Below are 18,493 nucleotides of genomic sequence, written 5' to 3'. Positions count from 1 at the left end.
TTACTCTATTATTTTTGGATATGCTGTGTTTATTAAGTTTGTTGCTCCTTTTGGGTTCTTAACCACTACTGCTTTAATAACGTTTTCAATAACCCTCCCATCGGGTAGTATTACTTTCCCCAATCCCGGCGGAATATCAATTATATTTTCACCTACAACAAAATTTCTCCAATTTTGTTTTATAAGTTCGGCCGCTTTGGCATCATCCATCCAAACACCTTGCGGTATTTTCAATGTATTTGCCCGGTCGATTAAATTTGTAAATCGTTTTTTACCATGTCTTAGAAAAGCATGCCCAAACGTTTTATCACTTTTATGATCCCAGTTGATCCGAAAAAACTCATCCGAAAAATCTAAAAACTCTTTTAATTTTGCACTATTTCCTTCTTCCAGAATTTTCCCTAAATCTGCTGCCAGTACTTCATTATTCCCAAATGCTTTCGCTTTACCAAAAGCTTCTTTTATCGATACCAGATCTTCCGGGCTTAAACTGGCATCACTTATTACTTTAGCCAGCCTAAGTTCGGCAATGAAACTATCAAATGTAACGATTCCTTTTCGGATTGCAAATACGGCACGCGCCAGTAATTCACCCGTTTGAACCAGTAATGGAAGTGATGATAAGGCCATTCCTCTGGTTTGCGCAAAACTTGCCATTATTTTTTGTTCCTGGGCTTTTATTCTGGCCTGCTTCAGAATATTTTCCTGTACTTTTTTATGAAGTCCTTCGATTTTTGCCAGATCATCTCCCAACTTCTTTAAGGCACTTGCCGCATCTTCCGCATCATTAAAGGCTTTTGCTGCCAATGTAATCGGTTTTGCTGATCGTAACACCGCTGCCAAAGCGCCCGCATCTAGTGCCGCACCTGCAATGGCTATAACCACCCAGGCCACGCTAGGATCTTCACTGAGCAATCCGACATCGTGGAAACCTTTTTTGGTTTTATATTCATCAATTGCTTCATACGCAAGACCAATACTGATACCCGTTGAGATGATTCCGCCGGCAACGACAACCGGAGTAGCCGCTCCCCAGGTAACGACAATAATCGCCAGTGCCAAAATACCCAATCCGACCGCTTTTAATACGTCATACTTATGAATTTCTTCGTATTTTGCTTTCAGGATTCGGTCGTAAATTGAACCGTCTTCAATATGTTCCTGTTGTCTGGCCGTTTCAAAAAGTTTATCCAGTTCATAAACATGTTCCGGGTTATTTCGGATCTTATCTATGGCATCATTAGCTTTTTCATTTTTCTCCAGAATATACGACTGTAAAAAGCTTTTTATCTCAGCTGTGCTACTACAATTAGCAAAACCTTCACTGTCAAAACCTTCATCAATTACTAACGGTGTCAGATTCGTGAAATCGGCTATATTATTTTCGGCTTCGGCCTGTTTCTGATCCGCTTCCGCTTTCATTTCCATCTGAAAAGAACGCTCCTGTGCTGATGGTTTATCTGCATAATGCAATACGGAGGCACTACTTTTTGCCCTGTCTGCCGCATCAAATTTTTGTTTGGCACCCGTTGCTTTTAACTGACTTAGTAACTTTTCAAGATAAGCCTCATTACTTAGTTTCTTTTGTTCTTCAAATAAGAAATGTTTGTATTGTTGCAGGTAATCAATACCAATCTGTGCTGTTTTACTTTCGAAACCGTTCTCATAACTTTCAATAAATTTTTTAAATTCGGCTATACCTCCTTTAAAACCATTGGCAATTAAATCGTTGGTTAATTTTTGTTTGTCCGATTCATACTCCGTATTAACCACAGTTACCGGAATCCCTCCGGTAGCCGTATAGGTTGTACTTGCTGATGTTTTTGAAAATCGGATATACTGTTCGTATAACGCTTCCAATCCGTATAGTTTTGTTTTAACGGATTCGTGTTCGTCCTGTTCTTTACGTCGCTGCTTAACACTTTCGATATAGGCTTTTAACGATGCTTCGATGGCCGCCGGATCGTTGGTTTCCGTATACACTTTACTCTTATAATCGGCGATTTCTTCATCGGATAATTGTTTTAAAAGATCCAGTATACGCAGGTTCTGAATGTAATCGGCACTGTTTCCGGCATCTTTTATAAAACCTTTTCGGTCTTCCGACAATGATTTCGCTTCTTCCTGAATGTCATTTGATTTTACGTTAATTGTATACCAAACCGTACCACCATTAGCTACCATTGCCTGAACTTCGGCATCCGATAGTACTTTATTCCAGTTTAACTGACGGGTAATTCCCATTTCCGATTCGGCAAAACGGTTCAGATCATCCTGATTCGCAATGATTTTATTATTGAAACGTTGTCCTTTACGAACGGTTATCAAACGGCTAACCGGCGGATCCTGACTCTGTGTATTCGCCGCCGGAACCGCTACAGCTTGTCCGGAACTTTCTTTTTCTGATTTCATATCATAATATTCCCTCAGACCCGAAATTCCCAGTGTCCCTTTATAATCCTGCTCTTTCTTTTGTGTCTCCGGATGGTTTAAATCGCCTGTTTGTCCGAAACTTTCCTGAAATTGCTGATACATTCGTTCCGATCCTTCGGCATAGGCCGACTGTGAGCCGTGAGTGGCTTTATTGCTACTCAGATCTCCGGTTTTGCCTGCTTTAGCGTCGTCTGCCTGTAGTGTTTCGTTACTTGTTCGTCCGCTATCCGGTACAGCAACAGCCCGATCATTTTGTTTGTCTCTGTTTTTTTGCTCTACTTTCTGCTGAGTCTCTTTCTCTTTTTCGTTGTGCATTATTTTCATTGAAAGAATATATTTAGAATACGAAATTCATCTATTTTTGCTTCCAATGATAGTTTTTCGGGCGCTCAATTCTGTAGTTGCATCAGAACATAAAATTCACTTTATTTCTGATGCGACTACAGATTTAATTCTTAAAAATCAATTTTGTAACGGTAAAGAAGATTAAAGGATAATAATCGATTTTATACATTCTTCTATTTGATCAAACAGACAGAAGACAGTGATAATCCTTCCCAATCCGGCGCTACTTCCTGCCGGATAAAGCCATTATCCTCAAAAAAGGGCAATAACGGATTTTCGCTATATTCCGATATCCAGATGCTTTCGTAAAATTTGGCAACAGCCATACATTTTTCAAATAAGGAATGGCGGACAGCTTCGTCGTTATAGTGTTGAAGTATTCCAAAATCGGCTATACGAATAGCCCGTTTATTTTCTAATTTCAGCGGTTGTTTTCCCTTTGAAGTTATTCGGGCATAACCAGCGGGCACACCGTCTACATAAACAACCAGAAACTGATTTGACATACTGTTTAGTTCCGCAATAAGGGTTTGTTTATTATAATTAACGGTTATAAAATCGGTTAAAGCAGCATCCGTTATCAAACCGGATAATTTTTCAGCAGTGCTCTTTTCTGTCAGCTCCAGTAATTCTGCTACTCCCTGTTCCGTGGCAATTGTAAACTTTGTAATGATCTTCATAATGTATTCCAATGTATTGATCAAAGTTACCGACATAAAACCGTTTTAAACAGTACAGAACAGGAAATACAAAGCAGTACAGATTATCGTATCCATTGGCCGGCAAGCTGTATGGCTTCGATTCTTTTTGGTGAAAAAGTATTTGCGAAAACTATTCGAAAATAGCGGCTAAAAGTATTCGAAAATGAAAAGGTATAACCGGGTGTAAATTTGACTCCGATTTGATCACATTGTTTATAAAATTGTTCCATATTCGTTGCTTCCGGCATTCCGACCCAGATGGCATATCCGCCGGCGGGTGTTGCAATTGACGTTCCGACAGGAAAATGTTCCGATAGCAGATGAATAGCCGTATAGGCATTTTTCGCCAATTGCATTCTAAAAGTACGAAGATGACGATCGTAGCTATTTCCCGACAATAAACGATTGACGGTTTCCTGATAGACCGGTGCTACCGTACTTCCCAATGAAAACCGGATTTGCTCTGCTCGTTCCGTAAATTTTCCGGCTGCCAGCCAACCCAGGCGAATACCGGGCGCTAACGTTTTTGCATAAGACGAAAAAATCATCACCAGTCCGCTATCATCAAAACTTTTAATTGTCGCAGGTCGTTTTCCCTGAAAGTAAAGATCGCCGTAAATATCATTCTCAATTATGGCAATATTATAGTGTAGTGCAACCGATAACAGCCTCTTCTTCTGTTCATCTCCTAACAAAATTCCGGTCGGATTATGAAAGTTCGGTGTTACCACAATGGCTTTAACCGTATTCGTGTGACAAGCTTTTTGTAAAAAATCCACATCCAATCCTGTAACCGGTACAACCGGAATCTCAATTACTTTTAAGCGGAGCATTCGGATCACTTCCAGAACCGAAAATACACAGGGACTTTCAACCGCCACAATATCACCCGTGTTACATACAGCTGCCAGAGCAATATACAAAGCCTGAAGTGCACCGTCAGTGATAAGTAATTCCTCCGGATGTAATATTGTCTGATAAGAAATCGCGCGCTGTATAATAGTCTCTTTTAATCGTTCCGATCCGCCGGAAGGATAATAGCGTAGCAAACCGGCTCCTTCTTCCCGGATAACCTGTTGCATGGTTCGCAGTATTAATTTTTGCGGAATCATAAGGTCGTCCGGTGCCGCGACATTAAACGAAACCAATTTTCGTTCCGTTTTAACCGAAGTAATTTGATCAAGATTGTTGGTAAAAACAGCATCCCGAACAACCGGTCGTTGTTTTATATTTACCGTAAGATCCGAACGGTCAGGCTGATTACTTACATAATAACCCGATTTTGGAATACTTTCTACCAATCCCTGAAGCATCAGATATTCATAGCCGTGCTGTATCGTACTGATACTGGTTTGATATTGCTCCTTTAAAGTCCTTACAGACGGCAACTTAAATCCCGGTTTATAATTCCCGTTCCGGATATTTTTTTCGATCTCCGAAGTGAATAGCTCAAATTTATAGGTCTTCATTACTTGTACTGCTCATTTTTACAAATTGTATAGCTGTATCACAAAATTAACGATATTCAACTTCAGTTGTATCTTATCACTTCTACCAACAAAAAATGTCTGTCCGGAATATTTAAATATTTTCTCAAAAAAGAGAAAAAAGTAATCCCTTTTTGTCAATATTATAATTTTCACATTATATTCGTATTACAATTTTCATAACCAATCCAAAACCAAAAACATGAAGAAACTCATTTCAGGAATCTTTTTTATTCTTTCAGCATCCGTCTTTTCGCAGAGCGATCTTACTTTCGACAAAGGTTTTATTCAAAGCGAAAACAAATGGATTACTATGCCTGCCGACAGTAGTAATACTTATATGTTCGGGTTTGTTTATATTGATACACAAGCCGGTTTGATGTTTCATTATGGAGGCTCATTTAAGGTTGATGACAAAAAACGTTATATAGTCGATCCTGATGAAACAACATCCGTTAATTTTAAACAACGGATCGGTATTGGCAACGGATTAAAAATTGCTTTTATTCCGGAATCGAGATTTGAGGAGTTAAAGATTACCTCAACTCCGGATTGGCTTACAATTTATCAGGGTGGTGATCCCGTTCGACGCTTGTACGGACAAGGTTATACCTATAATGCCTGGAGCGCCTGTGAAAAAGCATTGGAATTTTTAGAAAAAGCCTATAAAATTAATCCTGATTACGACGGATTAGCTACTGAATTAGCTTTTTCCTATAATTGTCTGCAAAACTATCCCAAGTCCATTGTTGTTTTGGAAAAAGCACTTAAAAAAGAACCTTTGAATGCTTACACCAATAAAGAGCTCATATATGCATTAGCAAAAAACGGGACACCGGAAAAAGCAGAAATCATTTGTCGGAAAGTATTAAAAGATTGTCCGGACAAGAGTTATAATACCGAGAATATTTATTCGGTTTTACACGGTTATTTTTTGAAAAAAGATACTGCTAAATTTACAAAATGGTTAAAAGAACATCAGTCACAATTAGCTGAAAACAAAGATTTCATGGTTCATGTAGAGGGAATGAAAAAAGAATTAAAACTATAAATCGGGCTTACTTCATGAAATATTATCCTACAAAATCCGTTATTCGGATAACAACCATTATCTAATATTTATGAAAAGAAAATTTTTAAACATTTTAGCCCTGTCATCTGTTCTAACAACGATCGGTTTTTTAATGGACGGTGACGCGAAAGATCCGAGTATGGCAATGCGATTTATAGAATTTATCGCTATGAACGGGATTCTGTTTACGTTGATGGCATCCGTTTATTTTGCCTCTTCTTTTGTTTATCAAAACATTCAGAAAGCATAACGCTCTTTCTAAAACACAATCTAAAAAGCCTTAAAAAATGATTTTTAAGGCTTTTGTTTTATAATAGGAATTTCGGGTTTACAATTTCATTTCCATTGTTCTCTTAAATTATGCCACTCTTTCCAGAATGTCAGGTATTTTGTATCCAATGTAAATCAGACAACTGTATTATTAGTTGTTGTTCCATCTTATTTTATTCTTTTAAGGCTTTCGTTTACAATTGTTTTTATTATTCCGAAATATAGCTCCTTCGCAAAAATCGACCTTATCACTCCAATCCTCAGTATGCTTCATTAATTAATTAATTTATTAGTCTAATTCTTCAACTAACTTTTCAATAGTTATTCTAAAATCGCGTATTGCCGGCGGAAGTTTTTCCTTAGCCCTTATATACTCATCAATAATAATTGTTTTATGGCATTCCGCAGTACTAAATGCCAAAACCAATTTATCTTCATTTTTATTTTCCGTTTCGTAAAAACTGTCCCAAATACGAGTTAGCAATTCTAACGGTATGCCATTGATTAACGCTTTCACTTTATTCCGTTTTTCATCAGAAAGTTCCAAACCTTCAAAAACGTAGCCTTTTGATGTAAATCTATCCGAATGCCATATTCCCCGGGTGTCAGCAAACAATTGGGTATCGGTTAGCTTATAAATAGTATACGATTCGGGGTAATCGCCGCTTTTAAAGATTCCGAAGATCAGAAAATCCGGTTTAAAGGAAGGCAGATTACTATGAATTGTATATAAAAGGGCATTCATATTTTTATTTCTGTCCGGATTTTTCTTTTCATAGTTAAACAACCTGACATTACCAATTCTTATCGAATCAATTTCCTCTTTTTGTGCGAGATTGAACAATTGCAAAGCTATATTTTTCTCTTCAATCGTAAAAGTTCCCCCTGACCATCCGTGATTACCGAATGTCATACTCCAACAATCTTCCAGATCATTTTTATCCTGTGAATAAGTCACATAAGCTCCCGGATCACCAATTTCGTACGAATACAACAACCGATCATGTACACTAAACGCTATTTTATGTTTTCGTAACGTTTTTAAAAGTTGTGTGATCGCTTCCAGACTCATTTGATTATCTATTTTGATCGTATAATCCTTCCCGTTACTAATTACAGGAATTTCGTCAGGCCAGGATTGCTGCTGAATCGGCCGGGATTGCTGCTGACTCGGAGCGGATTTCTTTTTTCGGAAAAAACGGAGGAAGTTCATATTTTTTGTCTTTGTTTTCAAATATACACCAACCTTTTTATCCGTTACCTGATTCGCAATAAAAAAGCCGCATTAAGCGGCCAAAAAATCGTTTATTTTTTATATTCTAGTTTATAATTTCCGCTTCAAAAATTTTCTTGAGATTGTCTTTTGAGAGCTCCCATTCTGAGACAAAGCTCATCATTACCATTCCGTAAACAAATAAGAACATCATAATCAGCAATGCTATTACAGCCTGAAAATCGGCTTTATTATCGTATGTTTCAAATAAAGTTGTTGTAATACCGGCAAAAAGCATCCCCGCCAACCACAATATTAAAACCCACAGTATTCCTTGTCCGCCAATTTTAACCTGAATTATAGTTCCTTTACTTTCTTTATCTATTATACCGGTAATAGCAGGACGAAAAGAATTCCGATAGGTAATAACTCTTTTTATATCAAAACTTTGTTTACCAATACTACCTTCATAACGCTTTGAAGCATTCGCTTCTGAATTGCCCGAACGGTCAATACCCCATATCCGGACTTGCTCCGAAAGGTTGTGGACAACTTCAGCTTCAGTCAATTTCGTCCGATAGGTTATTTTTCCATAAGGCAGTAACTTCATATCCCTCTTTCCTCTTTCCTCTTTCCTCTTTCCTCTTTATTCTACAATCTTAATTCCCGTTAAAACTAATCGTTGTCGAGAAATTAGCTTTTATCAGACGACCGTTTTGAATACCCGGTTGCCATCTCGGCATTTTTTCTATAATTCGGATGGCATCTTCATTGAGTGCTTCGTTTTCACTGGACAGTACCTTTATATTTTTTACCAATCCGCTAGTATCTACTTGCCAGGTTAGTTTTACTTTTCCGGAAAAATTCCACATTTTTTTATTCATTTCATTGGCCAGAAATTTCCGCATCGCTGCATCACCTCCGTAAAATGTAGGTTTCATTTCCAAAACGCTAAAAAACAGGTTTCTATTTTTTTCATTCAATACTTCTCCGTCCTCTTTAACGACATCCGAAGGCTTATTTTCTTTTCTTTCAATTGTAACCGGAGTTCCTTTTACACCTTCATAAAAAACATAGGCTTTGGTGGCGGTATCAAAGGTTACGACTAATTTATTTTTGTAGAAATATTCAATATTGGACACAAAGGCATCATTCTCCATTTTTCCGTTTATTACAATATCTCTTTCTTTGTCAAACAATTTCCAGACGCCATATTTCTTTCCGTCCTTATCCAGTCGGTTAATCGTTTCGCCTTCGTAATTGACCGCACTTTGGGCAAATGAAACGGCTGAAATCAGTAGGCATACAGCCAATGTTTGTAATCTTGTAATCATAATAATAATCTATATCGGTTTATAAAGGTTAATTTCGCTTTTGTCCAACCACTCGGCTGCTTTTTGCTGAAAATTCAGAAAATGTGTCGTTTGTGTATGTTTATCGATCGCCTCTTTACTTTCCCAGGATTCATAAAAAAGAAATTCCAGCGGATTCGCAATCGAAGTATGCAATCGGTATTCCCGACATCCTTCTTCCTGTAACGAAGCATTAACCAATTCCTGTAATGCTTCGAGAACCGCTTCCCGGTACTGCTCTTTTGCTCTGAGTGTAGCCACAATAGTAATCATATGCGATGTTATTTATTTTTTCACAAACATCGGATATTTTTCTAACATTTCCCCCCTCTCTTTCCTCTTTCCTCTTTTATCTCCCCTCTACCCCACAACAATCACCAAACGTTTTCCGGCATCAATTGTTTTATTCCAATAGTCTTCAATTTCAGATAACGGCGCCACTTCCGTTTCAATGCTCAATTTTCCGTTGGCCGCCAACTCAAAAGTTTCCGGTAAGACTTCCGCTATAAATAACTGCATTTCCTTTTCAGAAAGACTTCCGATACCCGATCCTAAAATTTCAATAGCCGTACTACGTAATACATCCGAACGCAACTGAATTTCCTCACCTGAGATACTGCCCACCGTTACCATTTTCACCGGATGCGTATAACCGCCTTTTCCTTTGAAAGCCTGTAATAGTAATTCGACTGAATGTCCCCAAATGTAATCGATCACAATATCAATAGGCGTTTCATTTTGTATTGCTTTTAGATTTTCAACAATAGTGGTATCTGCGTCTTTTAAAGACAAAATCACATCGGCTCCCAGACTTTTTAGTTTTTCTAATGCTTCCGAATTCCTACCGGTAGCGATCACTTTCGATGCTCCGTAGTGTTTTGCTAATTGTACGGCAACCTGACCTGTCACACCCGTTGCTCCGTTGATCAAAACTATTGCGCCCGGTTGAATTTTAGCCCGAAACAGTAAAGCCATCGCCGAACCGATCACTGCATTCGGTAAAGCTGCCGCGGTTGCAACATCACTATTTTGAGGGAGAATCAGGTATTTTCCTTTAGGAATCAACGCCTGTTCGGCAAGCATTCCCGTCATACCCTGTGCGTATACCAATGTTCCGTCGGTTAAAGTACCCACACCGTCAAAGCCAACTACTGCGGGTAGTTTCGTATAACCGGCATAATGCTTTCCGCTGGCGCGAAGTTTGTCCAGATTTTTTACCGATGCGGCTTTTACGTTGATTATTAATTCATGTTCATTCTGCGGAACCGGATTTGGAAAATCGGCATAAACCGGTGTTGTTCCTAATTGTTTTATTACTGCTGCTTTCATGTTTTATATTTTCAGGCAAAGTTCTGATGAACGACCATCACAGAACGATAACAATTGTTAAGATCAACTTCGAAAATTTTAATATATCAGAATATTCCCATTATATTTAAACCTATAAACTATAATCCGTGAAAAAAATACTCACATCGCTATTACTGGTTTCGGCCGGACTTTACGCACAAGAAAGCAAAGTACTTTTTAAGGCAGAAATTACGCATCCGAACTCCGATTCTCTTGTTATACATAATAAGACGTTTAGAGTAACTTTATAATAAACCCGTAATCTCAATTAATAAGTGACATTATAATTATTTTACGGGTTTATTTCATTTTAGCCACTTTATTCCGTATTCTACTCAGCGAAACAGCTGTAATACCGAGATAAGTAGCAATATAATGTTGCGGGATTCGCTGAAAAATAGTCGGATTCTTTTGGAGTAAACTTCGGTAACGATCTTCCGGTTTGTCTCTTAAAAACGACAATAAATGTTTCGAATAATAGATAAATCGTTTTAGAATGTAGTTATCAAACCAGCTTTTAAACTCCGGGTCTTCTTTCAATAATTGTTCAAACTGTGTTTTTTCCAATACATAAAGCGTGCTTTTTTCTAATGTTTCAAGATAAAAATCACTCGGTTGATCCGTCAGCACACTTTCAAGTGAAGCAACAAGACTTCCTTCAAAAAAGAATTGGTTTGTAATTTCCTTTCCGTTACTGTTCATCCACAAACGCAAACAGCCTTCTTTTATAAAATAAATACGTTTTGCCTTTTCACCTTCCTTTAATAAAGTGATCCGTGCATCGGTTGTTATTTGCTCAAGGTCATATTTTTCGGCCAGATAAAGCATCATCCTTCCTGCCGTTGTATCGTCCTGAATCACTATTGCCATTGTGTTTTTACTATAAGGTTTTAAAACAAAGTCTGTTACCGCTGATACAATTTATACCGGGTCTGAATAATACGCTTACAGCATAAAACTAAAAAAAATAAACCCCACTTCCTATTAATTATTATTTTTGCGGAGAAAAAAACAACTAAACTATTTATGCTTATAATTGGTATTGCCGGAGGAACTGGCAGTGGAAAAACGACGGTAGTTCATCAGATTATGAATGAATTACCCGAAACAGAAGTAGGAATCATTTCACAGGACTCCTACTACAAAGCAACACACAACCTCAACTTTGATGAAAGAGCGTTAATCAACTTCGATCATCCGAGAGCCATTGATTTCGAATTACTGGTAAGCCATCTGAAAGATTTAAAAGAAGGAAAGACCATTGATCAACCGGTATACTCCTTTGTAACCCATAACAGAACGGACGACACTATTGTAACTCATCCGCGTAAAGTGATGATTGTGGAAGGAATTTTAATTCTGACCAATCCGGAATTACGCGATATGTTTGATGTCAAAATCTTTGTTCATGCTGATTCTGACGAACGTCTGATTCGCCGTTTAAAACGTGATATTGCCGAACGCGGTCGTGATATGGAAGAAGTATTAAACCGTTATCAGTCGACATTAAAACCAATGCACGAACAGTTTATCGAACCGTCTAAAGCGTACGCCGATATTATCATCCCGAACGACAAATACAACACCGTTGCTATCGATGTAGTACGAGCGGTTATCAACCAAAGAATATCATAATTTATCGTTACCTTTATAAGCCATGAAAAAAGCATTTGAAAAAATAGTTACAAAATATCCTTTTCTGAAAATATTCGGGAATCGTTATGTTTTGGTAACCCTTTTTTTTGCCATATGGATGCTGTTTCTGGACAACTATTCTTATCTCGAACACCGTGTTCTGGACAAGGAAATAAATGAACTCGAAGACAATAAAAAATACTATCAGGAAGAGATTAAAAAAGACAGCGAGAATATCAAAAAACTTAAAAATCCTGACCAGATAGAGAAATATGCCCGTGAAAAATATTATATGAAACGGGATAGTGAAGATATTTATATCATCGAGTTTGAAGAAGATGTGCCCGAAGAGGACACAAAATCACTTTAATTTTGCATTATGAGCAACAAACTGTTTACGGATTTTGAACCTGTATCGTCCAAACAATGGAAAACACAGATTCAATACGAATTAAAAGGAGCCGATTATAACGAAACCCTTGTTTGGGAAAGCCCGGAAGGCATTAAAGTACGCCCGTTTTATCATATTGACGAAGCCGCCGAACCTTTAAACGTTTCAACCGAAGTATCCGGTTTTAAGATTGTACAGAATATTTTTGTTCACGATCTTGACAAATCAATTGCCAGAGCTAAAGAAACCTTATCCAGAGGAGCCGAAAGCCTGCGCTTTACATTGGAAAATGAAAAAGTAGCTATTGAAAAACTACTGACAGCTCTTCCGCTGGAAACTACTCCGGTCTATTTGAATTTCCATTTCCTCGATCTTCCGTTTATTCAGAAAATAGATGCTGTTGCCAAAAAATACAATGCGACGATCTACCTGCACATTGATCCGATCGGACAACTGGCAAAAGACGGAAACTGGCATACGAATCTGGATACCGATTTTAATACACTGAATGATATCGCACTAAAATGTCCGAATCTGAATTTTCTAAGTGTAAACAGCGATTTATATCAAAATGCAGGTGCCAATGCCGTACAACAAGTCGCCTACACATTAGCCCATGTAAACGAATATTTTAATAGAGTGGCCACTATTGCGAATCCGATAACAATTCAGGTAGCGGTAGGAACCAACTATTTTTTCGAGATAGCCAAACTACGCGCCATCCGTTTACTTTTTAATGTATTGGCAAAAGAATACGACCACAAACAGGATTGCCATATTATTGCCGTACCGACAAAACGGAACAAAACCCTTTACGATTATAATGTAAACATGCTTAGGACAACTACCGAATGTATGAGTGCTATTTTAGGCGGAGCCAATGCGGTTTCAAATTTAGCCTATGATGCAATCTACCATAAAGACAATGAGTTTGGCGACCGTATTTCCAGAAACCAGCTTTTAGTGCTAAAACACGAAAGTTATTTTGATCTGGTAAACAATCCGGCCGACGGTGCTTATTATATCGAAACGCTTACTGAGCAACTGGCCGAAAAAGCACTGACACTCTTTAAAGATATTGAAGCAAACGGAGGTTTTATTACACAACTGATTGAAGGTACTATTCAGCGAAAAATCGGAGAAAGTGCTAAAAAAGAGCAGGATTTATTCGACAACGGTAAAGAAATCTTATTAGGAACCAACAAATATCCGAACAAAGAAGACCGTATGAGCCATGATTTAGAACTGTATCCGTTTATCAAGATCAATCCGCGTAAAACCTTAATCACGCCTATTATCGAAAAACGATTGGCAGAAAAACTGGAACAGGAACGACTGGAAACCGAGAAACAATAAGTTTACCGAGCGTATCAGCATCATAACAGCAGCTTTGAAATGAGAAAAAACATTCAACATATAACCCTGGAAAATTCCAAAACAAAACCGGAAGCAACGAACACCGAATCGGTTGTAAATGCAGAAGGAATTTTGGTAAAAAAAACGTATTCCGAAGACGATTTGCAAGATTTGGAACATCTTCACTTCGGAGCCGGATTTGCCCCTAACCTACGCGGACCTTACGCGACCATGTACGTTCGCCGACCATGGACTATCCGTCAGTATGCCGGGTTTTCAACGGCCGAAGAAAGTAATGCTTTCTACCGTAGAAATCTTGCTGCCGGACAAAAAGGTTTATCCGTTGCTTTCGATTTAGCCACACACCGCGGTTACGACAGTGATCACGAACGCGTAGTGGGTGATGTCGGAAAAGCCGGTGTAGCCATCGACAGTGTTGAAGATATGAAAATTCTATTTGATCAGATTCCGTTAAACGAAATGTCTGTTTCAATGACCATGAACGGAGCCGTATTGCCCATCATGGCTTTTTATATCGTAGCCGCTGAAGAACAAGGTGTAGAAGCAAAACTGTTATCCGGAACCATCCAAAATGATATCTTAAAAGAATTCATGGTACGGAATACTTATATTTATCCGCCGACACCATCGATGAAAATTATAGCCGACATCTTTGACTATACCAGTAAAAAGATGCCGAAATTCAACTCCATATCCATTTCCGGTTATCATATGCAAGAAGCCGGAGCAACTGCTGATATCGAGTTAGCGTATACCCTTGCCGACGGATTGGAATATATCCGTACCGGATTAGCAGCAGGAATGAAAATTGATGAGTTCGCTCCCCGTTTATCCTTTTTCTGGGCAATCGGTATGAACCATTTTATGGAAATTGCCAAAATGCGTGCCGGACGTATGCTTTGGGCCAAACTGCTAAAACAATTTGATCCTCAAGATGACAAATCACTGGCTTTACGAACGCATTGTCAGACTTCCGGATGGAGTTTAACGGAACAGGATCCTTTTAATAACGTAGCCCGTACTGCAATTGAAGCCGCAGCCGCTGCATTCGGAGGAACACAATCGCTACATACCAATGCTTTGGATGAAGCGATCGCTTTACCAACCGATTTCTCTGCCCGTATTGCCCGTAATACACAGATTTTCCTTCAGGAAGAAACCAAAATATGCAAAACGGTTGATCCGTGGGCCGGAAGTTATTATGTAGAAAGTCTGACTCATGAAATTGCACAGAAAGCATGGGCGTTAATCGAAGAAGTGGAAGAACTGGGTGGTATGACAAAAGCCATTGAAGCCGGAATTCCGAAACTTCGTATTGAAGAAGCGGCAGCACGTAAGCAAGCTCGTATCGATAGCGGACAAGATATTATTGTAGGCGTAAACAAATACCGTCTTGAAAAAGAAGATCCGCTACATATTTTAGAAGTAGACAACCAAACCGTTCGAAAACAACAAATCGAACGTTTAGACCATATTAAAGCAACCCGTGATACGGCTAAGGTTCAGGAGTGTTTAGCTCAGCTAACCGAATGTGCCAAAACCGGACAAGGGAACTTATTAGAATTAGCCGTAGATGCAGCGCGTAACAGAGCAACTCTGGGTGAAATCAGCGATGCACTCGAATCGGTTTTCGGACGATATAAAGCACAAATTAAATCTTTTAGTGGTGTGTATAGCAAAGAAATCAAAAACGATGAAAGTTTCGAAAAAGCCAAGCAATTAGCTGATGCTTTTGCCAAACAGGAAGGACGCCGTCCGCGTATTATGATTGCCAAAATGGGCCAGGACGGGCATGATCGCGGTGCTAAAGTTGTAGCCACCGGATATGCCGATGTCGGTTTTGACGTAGACATTGGTCCGCTATTCCAAACTCCTGCTGAAGCAGCCAAACAAGCTGTAGAAAATGACGTTCACATTTTAGGAGTATCCTCTTTGGCTGCCGGACATAAAACGTTGGTCCCGCAGGTTATTGAAGAGCTTAAAAAATACGGACGGGAAGACATTATGGTAATCGTAGGTGGTGTAATTCCCGCACAGGATTATCAGTATTTATTTGACAGCGGAGCCGTAGCTGTTTTCGGTCCCGGTACAAAAATCAGTGAAGCAGCCATTAAGATCCTTGAGATCCTGATTGATGCCTAGACATAATAAGCCAGCCTTAGGGTTGGCTTATCTTTTTTGAAAAAAGAGACAACTCTAATGCGGGAAACGGTACTTAATTTATTCGGCGGCTTGGAAAATTTTGAATATATTCACAGACAGAAAAATTCCAATATTATTCCCAACAGATAATACATCTGACAGCTTTTAAAAAACTGTCAGATGCTAAAACAGAAAACATGTCAAAACTCCCGCATATCGGCACCAGTATATTTACCGTAATGTCACAAATGGCTAACGAACATCAGGCCATCAACCTGGCGCAAGGTTTTCCGAACTTTCCGGTTGACGAACGGTTAACCGCAATTACAGCAAAGTTGGCTACAGAAAACGTACACCAATATACACCTATGGCCGGTCATCCCGGGTTACTGGACAAAATAACCCGACTCACCTCAGCATCATATCAACGAAATATTAATTCTGCTACCGATATTGTAATAACAGCCGGTGCTACTGAGGCCATTTTTGCCACAATACAAGCGTTGGTTAACAAAAATGAAGACGTCATTATCCTTGATCCGAGTTATGATTGTTATGAAGCGCCGATCCTGTTAAGTAATGCAAATCCCATACGAGTATCTTTAAATGACGATTACACCCCTAACTGGGAAGCTATCGAAACCAAGATAAACGCTAACACAAGAATGTTGATCATCAACAATCCGCATAATCCTACCGGAAAAACATGGTCGGAAACGGATTTTATACAGTTGGAAAAAATATTGGCTTTATATCCCGATGTGATCTTATTATCAGATGAGGTATATGAATATATTACGTTCGAACAAAAACATATTTCTGTAAACACCCGTACAGCGTTACGTGACAGAAGTGTCATTATCTCTTCCTTTGGAAAATCATTACATATAACCGGATGGAAAATCGGTTATGCGATTGCACCCGAACATCTGATGCGGGAAATTAAAAAGGTACATCAATTTCTGGTTTTTAGTGTAAACAGTTTGTCACAGGCTGCTATCAGTCAGTATTTAGATGTAGTGGATTTTAATGCGATAGCAAATTTATATCGTCGCAAAAGAGCTTTATTCAGCGAATTAATGGCTGAAACACCATTTGACTTATTACCCTGCGAAGGCTCTTATTTTCAGGTTGCCTCGTATGCTTCGTTTTCCAACCAAAATGATATTGACTTTACCAAAGAACTGATCACCCGGTATGGTGTGGCGACTATTCCGATTTCTACATTTTATGCCGACAATAAAGACCTGAAACTGGTTCGTTTTTGTTTTGCTAAAGATGATCAAACATTAGAACAAGCCGCTAAGCGATTGCAAAAAATAACGTTATAATTCTTTTTAACACATTCTTAGTGATAAAATCTTATTAATTCAATAATTTTGACCAAGAATATATTCTGATGAAAAAGTTTCTGGTAACCTTATTAATGCTATTGTATTTAATCCCTGCTGTAGGGGTTAATCTTTCTGCGCATTTTTGTGGTCAGGAACTGGCATCAGTAAACCATCCCGTAACAGAGGCCGATAAATGCCTTTGCGGTATGCAACCGATGAAAAAAAGTTGTTGTGAAGACAAACAACTGCAATTTAAAATCGACGACAATCAGCAAAAAACAGAATTGCTGTCGCCCAAATTCAGTAACCCGTTTCACATACAGTTCAGCATTCCTTCAATATTAGAAATACCTTTTGTATTTCAAAGTATCGAAAACCCACATCATTCTCTTTACAATCCACCTAATCTTTTCTATAAGCGGCCTATTTACCTGCTGAATAACGTATTGCGAATTTGATTTTTAGAATTTAATTGATCATTACCGGCTCTTTTTGCCGGCTTACGGCATTTTGCCAAATTCATTAATCTAAAATTTCAATACCATGAAAACATTTAAAAATATATTCCTGGCTTCTATTGCTACCTTATTTTTAACAAGCTGTGAAGCACAAATTAAGAATCCGAAAACAGAAACCGTTACCGTATACGGTAATTGCGGTATGTGTAAAAAAACGATTGAAAAAGCAGCAAACGAAAAAGGTATCGTTAAAGCCGACTGGAACATTGACACCGATCAACTAACCGTTACTTTCGATCAAACCAAAACCAATACCGAAGCGATTCTAAAAAAGGTAGCCTATGCCGGATATGACAGTGATTCTTTCCGCGCTCCGGATGAAGCCTATAAAAATTTACCGGAATGTTGCCAATATGATCGCCCGGTAAAAAATAATACAGTAGCGGATAATCATACAACACATACCAATCATGATATGACGGCGGCAACTCAAAACAATTCGGTATTCGGTGCTGTTTTCAACGCCTATTTTTCCCTTAAAGAAGCCTTAATCAAATCAGACGGTAAAATGGCTGCTGCCAAAGCTTCCGAACTTACAAAAGCAATCGGATCTGTTCCGATGAGTGCGATACAAGCAAATCAGCATACGGTATGGATGAAAATCCAAAACAATCTTAAAACCGACGCAGAACATATTGCCGAAACCAATGACATCAAACATCAACGGGATCATTTTGCTTCTTTATCAGAAGATTTGTTTACGCTGGCAAAACTGACTACAAAAGGTACTACTATATACTATCAAAAATGTCCGATGTATAACGACGGTAAAGGTGCTTATTGGCTAAGTAAAGAAAATACCGTAAAAAATCCTTATTACGGTTCCGCTATGTTAACATGTGGGAGTACCGTTGAAACTTTAAAACAATAACA

The 18,493-nt window shown here is 38.5% G+C and carries 19 protein-coding genes; 10 read left to right on the top strand and 9 right to left on the bottom strand.

All coding sequences use genetic code 11. The features are described 5' to 3' along the window. The 3 genes from NOX80_RS08170 to NOX80_RS08160 all read right to left on the bottom strand — a co-directional run bounded on the left by NOX80_RS08170 (position 1) and on the right by NOX80_RS08160 (position 4,948). Complete coding sequence (locus NOX80_RS08170) at positions 1 to 2,757, bottom strand: hypothetical protein (RefSeq protein ID WP_256552797.1); 2,757 nt, start codon at positions 2,755 to 2,757, stop codon at positions 1 to 3. 194 nt (positions 2,758 to 2,951) lie between these two features. Next, positions 2,952 to 3,494: a hypothetical protein gene (locus NOX80_RS08165; RefSeq protein ID WP_256552796.1), complete on the bottom strand. Its 543-nt coding sequence runs from the start codon at positions 3,492 to 3,494 to the stop codon at positions 2,952 to 2,954. Between the two features lie 47 nt (positions 3,495 to 3,541). Beyond that, the gene (locus tag NOX80_RS08160; protein ID WP_256552795.1) at positions 3,542 to 4,948 is read right to left on the bottom strand and encodes an aminotransferase-like domain-containing protein; all 1,407 of its coding nucleotides are present in this window, start codon (positions 4,946 to 4,948) and stop codon (positions 3,542 to 3,544) included. Between the two features lie 220 nt (positions 4,949 to 5,168). Between NOX80_RS08160 and NOX80_RS08155 the strand changes: the two genes are divergently transcribed. Both NOX80_RS08155 and NOX80_RS08150 read left to right on the top strand, forming a co-directional pair. Continuing rightward, positions 5,169 to 6,017, top strand: a complete 849-nt coding sequence (locus NOX80_RS08155) for a tetratricopeptide repeat protein (protein WP_256552794.1) — start codon at positions 5,169 to 5,171, stop codon at positions 6,015 to 6,017. Positions 6,018 to 6,087: 70 nt separating this feature from the next. After that, positions 6,088 to 6,288 carry a hypothetical protein gene (locus NOX80_RS08150; RefSeq protein ID WP_256552793.1) on the top strand — a complete coding sequence of 67 codons (201 nt, stop codon included), beginning with the start codon at positions 6,088 to 6,090 and terminating at the stop codon, positions 6,286 to 6,288. Positions 6,289 to 6,597: 309 nt separating this feature from the next. Here the strand turns inward: NOX80_RS08150 and NOX80_RS08145 are convergent, their stop codons facing one another. From NOX80_RS08145 to NOX80_RS08125, 5 genes are all read right to left on the bottom strand, one after another. After that, positions 6,598 to 7,521, bottom strand: a complete 924-nt coding sequence (locus NOX80_RS08145) for a hypothetical protein (RefSeq protein WP_256552792.1) — start codon at positions 7,519 to 7,521, stop codon at positions 6,598 to 6,600. A 106-nt stretch (positions 7,522 to 7,627) separates the two neighbouring features. After that, positions 7,628 to 8,131, bottom strand: a complete 504-nt coding sequence (locus tag NOX80_RS08140) for a hypothetical protein (protein ID WP_256552791.1) — start codon at positions 8,129 to 8,131, stop codon at positions 7,628 to 7,630. A gap of 49 nt (positions 8,132 to 8,180) precedes the next feature. Beyond that, a complete protein-coding gene (locus NOX80_RS08135; protein ID WP_256552790.1) occupies positions 8,181 to 8,855 on the bottom strand; it encodes a TonB family protein in 675 nt (224 codons plus the stop codon). A gap of 9 nt (positions 8,856 to 8,864) precedes the next feature. Further along, the gene (locus NOX80_RS08130) at positions 8,865 to 9,146 is read right to left on the bottom strand and encodes a putative quinol monooxygenase (protein ID WP_256552789.1); all 282 of its coding nucleotides are present in this window, start codon (positions 9,144 to 9,146) and stop codon (positions 8,865 to 8,867) included. Between the two features lie 87 nt (positions 9,147 to 9,233). Then, entirely contained in the window at positions 9,234 to 10,202 is a 969-nt protein-coding gene (locus NOX80_RS08125) for a quinone oxidoreductase family protein (RefSeq protein ID WP_256552788.1), read from the bottom strand. A 128-nt stretch (positions 10,203 to 10,330) separates the two neighbouring features. Between NOX80_RS08125 and NOX80_RS08120 the strand changes: the two genes are divergently transcribed. After that, entirely contained in the window at positions 10,331 to 10,474 is a 144-nt protein-coding gene (locus NOX80_RS08120; protein ID WP_256552787.1) for a hypothetical protein, read from the top strand. Between the two features lie 49 nt (positions 10,475 to 10,523). Here NOX80_RS08120 and NOX80_RS08115 read toward each other — a convergent pair whose 3' ends face one another. Further along, positions 10,524 to 11,093 carry a Crp/Fnr family transcriptional regulator gene (locus NOX80_RS08115; protein WP_256552786.1) on the bottom strand — a complete coding sequence of 190 codons (570 nt, stop codon included), beginning with the start codon at positions 11,091 to 11,093 and terminating at the stop codon, positions 10,524 to 10,526. A gap of 156 nt (positions 11,094 to 11,249) precedes the next feature. Here NOX80_RS08115 and udk point away from each other — a divergent pair, with 156 nt between their 5' ends. The 7 genes from udk to NOX80_RS08080 all read left to right on the top strand — a co-directional run bounded on the left by udk (position 11,250) and on the right by NOX80_RS08080 (position 18,491). Then, positions 11,250 to 11,858, top strand: coding sequence for a uridine kinase (udk, locus tag NOX80_RS08110; protein WP_256552785.1), 609 nt, complete (start codon positions 11,250 to 11,252; stop codon positions 11,856 to 11,858). A 22-nt stretch (positions 11,859 to 11,880) separates the two neighbouring features. Next, complete coding sequence (locus tag NOX80_RS08105) at positions 11,881 to 12,228, top strand: FtsB family cell division protein (protein ID WP_256552784.1); 348 nt, start codon at positions 11,881 to 11,883, stop codon at positions 12,226 to 12,228. A 9-nt stretch (positions 12,229 to 12,237) separates the two neighbouring features. Further along, entirely contained in the window at positions 12,238 to 13,605 is a 1,368-nt protein-coding gene (locus NOX80_RS08100; RefSeq protein WP_256552783.1) for a methylmalonyl-CoA mutase subunit beta, read from the top strand. 39 nt (positions 13,606 to 13,644) lie between these two features. Beyond that, entirely contained in the window at positions 13,645 to 15,768 is a 2,124-nt protein-coding gene (gene scpA / locus NOX80_RS08095) for a methylmalonyl-CoA mutase (RefSeq protein ID WP_256552782.1), read from the top strand. A 197-nt stretch (positions 15,769 to 15,965) separates the two neighbouring features. Continuing rightward, positions 15,966 to 17,099, top strand: a complete 1,134-nt coding sequence (locus NOX80_RS08090) for a methionine aminotransferase (protein ID WP_256552781.1) — start codon at positions 15,966 to 15,968, stop codon at positions 17,097 to 17,099. Positions 17,100 to 17,167: 68 nt separating this feature from the next. After that, a complete protein-coding gene (locus NOX80_RS08085) occupies positions 17,168 to 17,560 on the top strand; it encodes an HYC_CC_PP family protein (protein WP_256552780.1) in 393 nt (130 codons plus the stop codon). 85 nt (positions 17,561 to 17,645) lie between these two features. After that, positions 17,646 to 18,491: a DUF3347 domain-containing protein gene (locus NOX80_RS08080; protein WP_256552779.1), complete on the top strand. Its 846-nt coding sequence runs from the start codon at positions 17,646 to 17,648 to the stop codon at positions 18,489 to 18,491. Positions 18,492 to 18,493 lie beyond the last annotated feature (2 nt).

The sequence above is a fragment of the Flavobacterium cerinum genome, from assembly GCF_024496085.1.
Taxonomy (GTDB): domain Bacteria; phylum Bacteroidota; class Bacteroidia; order Flavobacteriales; family Flavobacteriaceae; genus Flavobacterium; species Flavobacterium cerinum_A.
The sequence above is the reverse complement of the archived record's forward strand: the minus strand, read 5'-3'. Positions and strand labels throughout refer to the sequence as shown.

Bases quoted from the DNA above. Each gene is read 5' to 3' on its own strand.
- NOX80_RS08170 (WP_256552797.1), bottom strand. From the start codon at position 2,757: ATGAAAATAATGCACAACGAAAAAGAGAAAGAGACTCAGCAGAAAGTA.
- NOX80_RS08165 (WP_256552796.1), bottom strand. From the start codon at position 3,494: ATGTCGGTAACTTTGATCAATACATTGGAATACATTATGAAGATCATT.
- NOX80_RS08160 (WP_256552795.1), bottom strand. From the start codon at position 4,948: ATGAAGACCTATAAATTTGAGCTATTCACTTCGGAGATCGAAAAAAAT.
- NOX80_RS08155 (WP_256552794.1), top strand. From the start codon at position 5,169: ATGAAGAAACTCATTTCAGGAATCTTTTTTATTCTTTCAGCATCCGTC.
- NOX80_RS08150 (WP_256552793.1), top strand. From the start codon at position 6,088: ATGAAAAGAAAATTTTTAAACATTTTAGCCCTGTCATCTGTTCTAACA.
- NOX80_RS08145 (WP_256552792.1), bottom strand. From the start codon at position 7,521: ATGAACTTCCTCCGTTTTTTCCGAAAAAAGAAATCCGCTCCGAGTCAG.
- NOX80_RS08140 (WP_256552791.1), bottom strand. From the start codon at position 8,131: ATGAAGTTACTGCCTTATGGAAAAATAACCTATCGGACGAAATTGACT.
- NOX80_RS08135 (WP_256552790.1), bottom strand. From the start codon at position 8,855: ATGATTACAAGATTACAAACATTGGCTGTATGCCTACTGATTTCAGCC.
- NOX80_RS08130 (WP_256552789.1), bottom strand. From the start codon at position 9,146: ATGATTACTATTGTGGCTACACTCAGAGCAAAAGAGCAGTACCGGGAA.
- NOX80_RS08125 (WP_256552788.1), bottom strand. From the start codon at position 10,202: ATGAAAGCAGCAGTAATAAAACAATTAGGAACAACACCGGTTTATGCC.
- NOX80_RS08115 (WP_256552786.1), bottom strand. From the start codon at position 11,093: ATGGCAATAGTGATTCAGGACGATACAACGGCAGGAAGGATGATGCTT.
- udk (WP_256552785.1), top strand. From the start codon at position 11,250: ATGCTTATAATTGGTATTGCCGGAGGAACTGGCAGTGGAAAAACGACG.
- NOX80_RS08105 (WP_256552784.1), top strand. From the start codon at position 11,881: ATGAAAAAAGCATTTGAAAAAATAGTTACAAAATATCCTTTTCTGAAA.
- NOX80_RS08100 (WP_256552783.1), top strand. From the start codon at position 12,238: ATGAGCAACAAACTGTTTACGGATTTTGAACCTGTATCGTCCAAACAA.
- scpA (WP_256552782.1), top strand. From the start codon at position 13,645: ATGAGAAAAAACATTCAACATATAACCCTGGAAAATTCCAAAACAAAA.
- NOX80_RS08090 (WP_256552781.1), top strand. From the start codon at position 15,966: ATGTCAAAACTCCCGCATATCGGCACCAGTATATTTACCGTAATGTCA.
- NOX80_RS08085 (WP_256552780.1), top strand. From the start codon at position 17,168: ATGAAAAAGTTTCTGGTAACCTTATTAATGCTATTGTATTTAATCCCT.
- NOX80_RS08080 (WP_256552779.1), top strand. From the start codon at position 17,646: ATGAAAACATTTAAAAATATATTCCTGGCTTCTATTGCTACCTTATTT.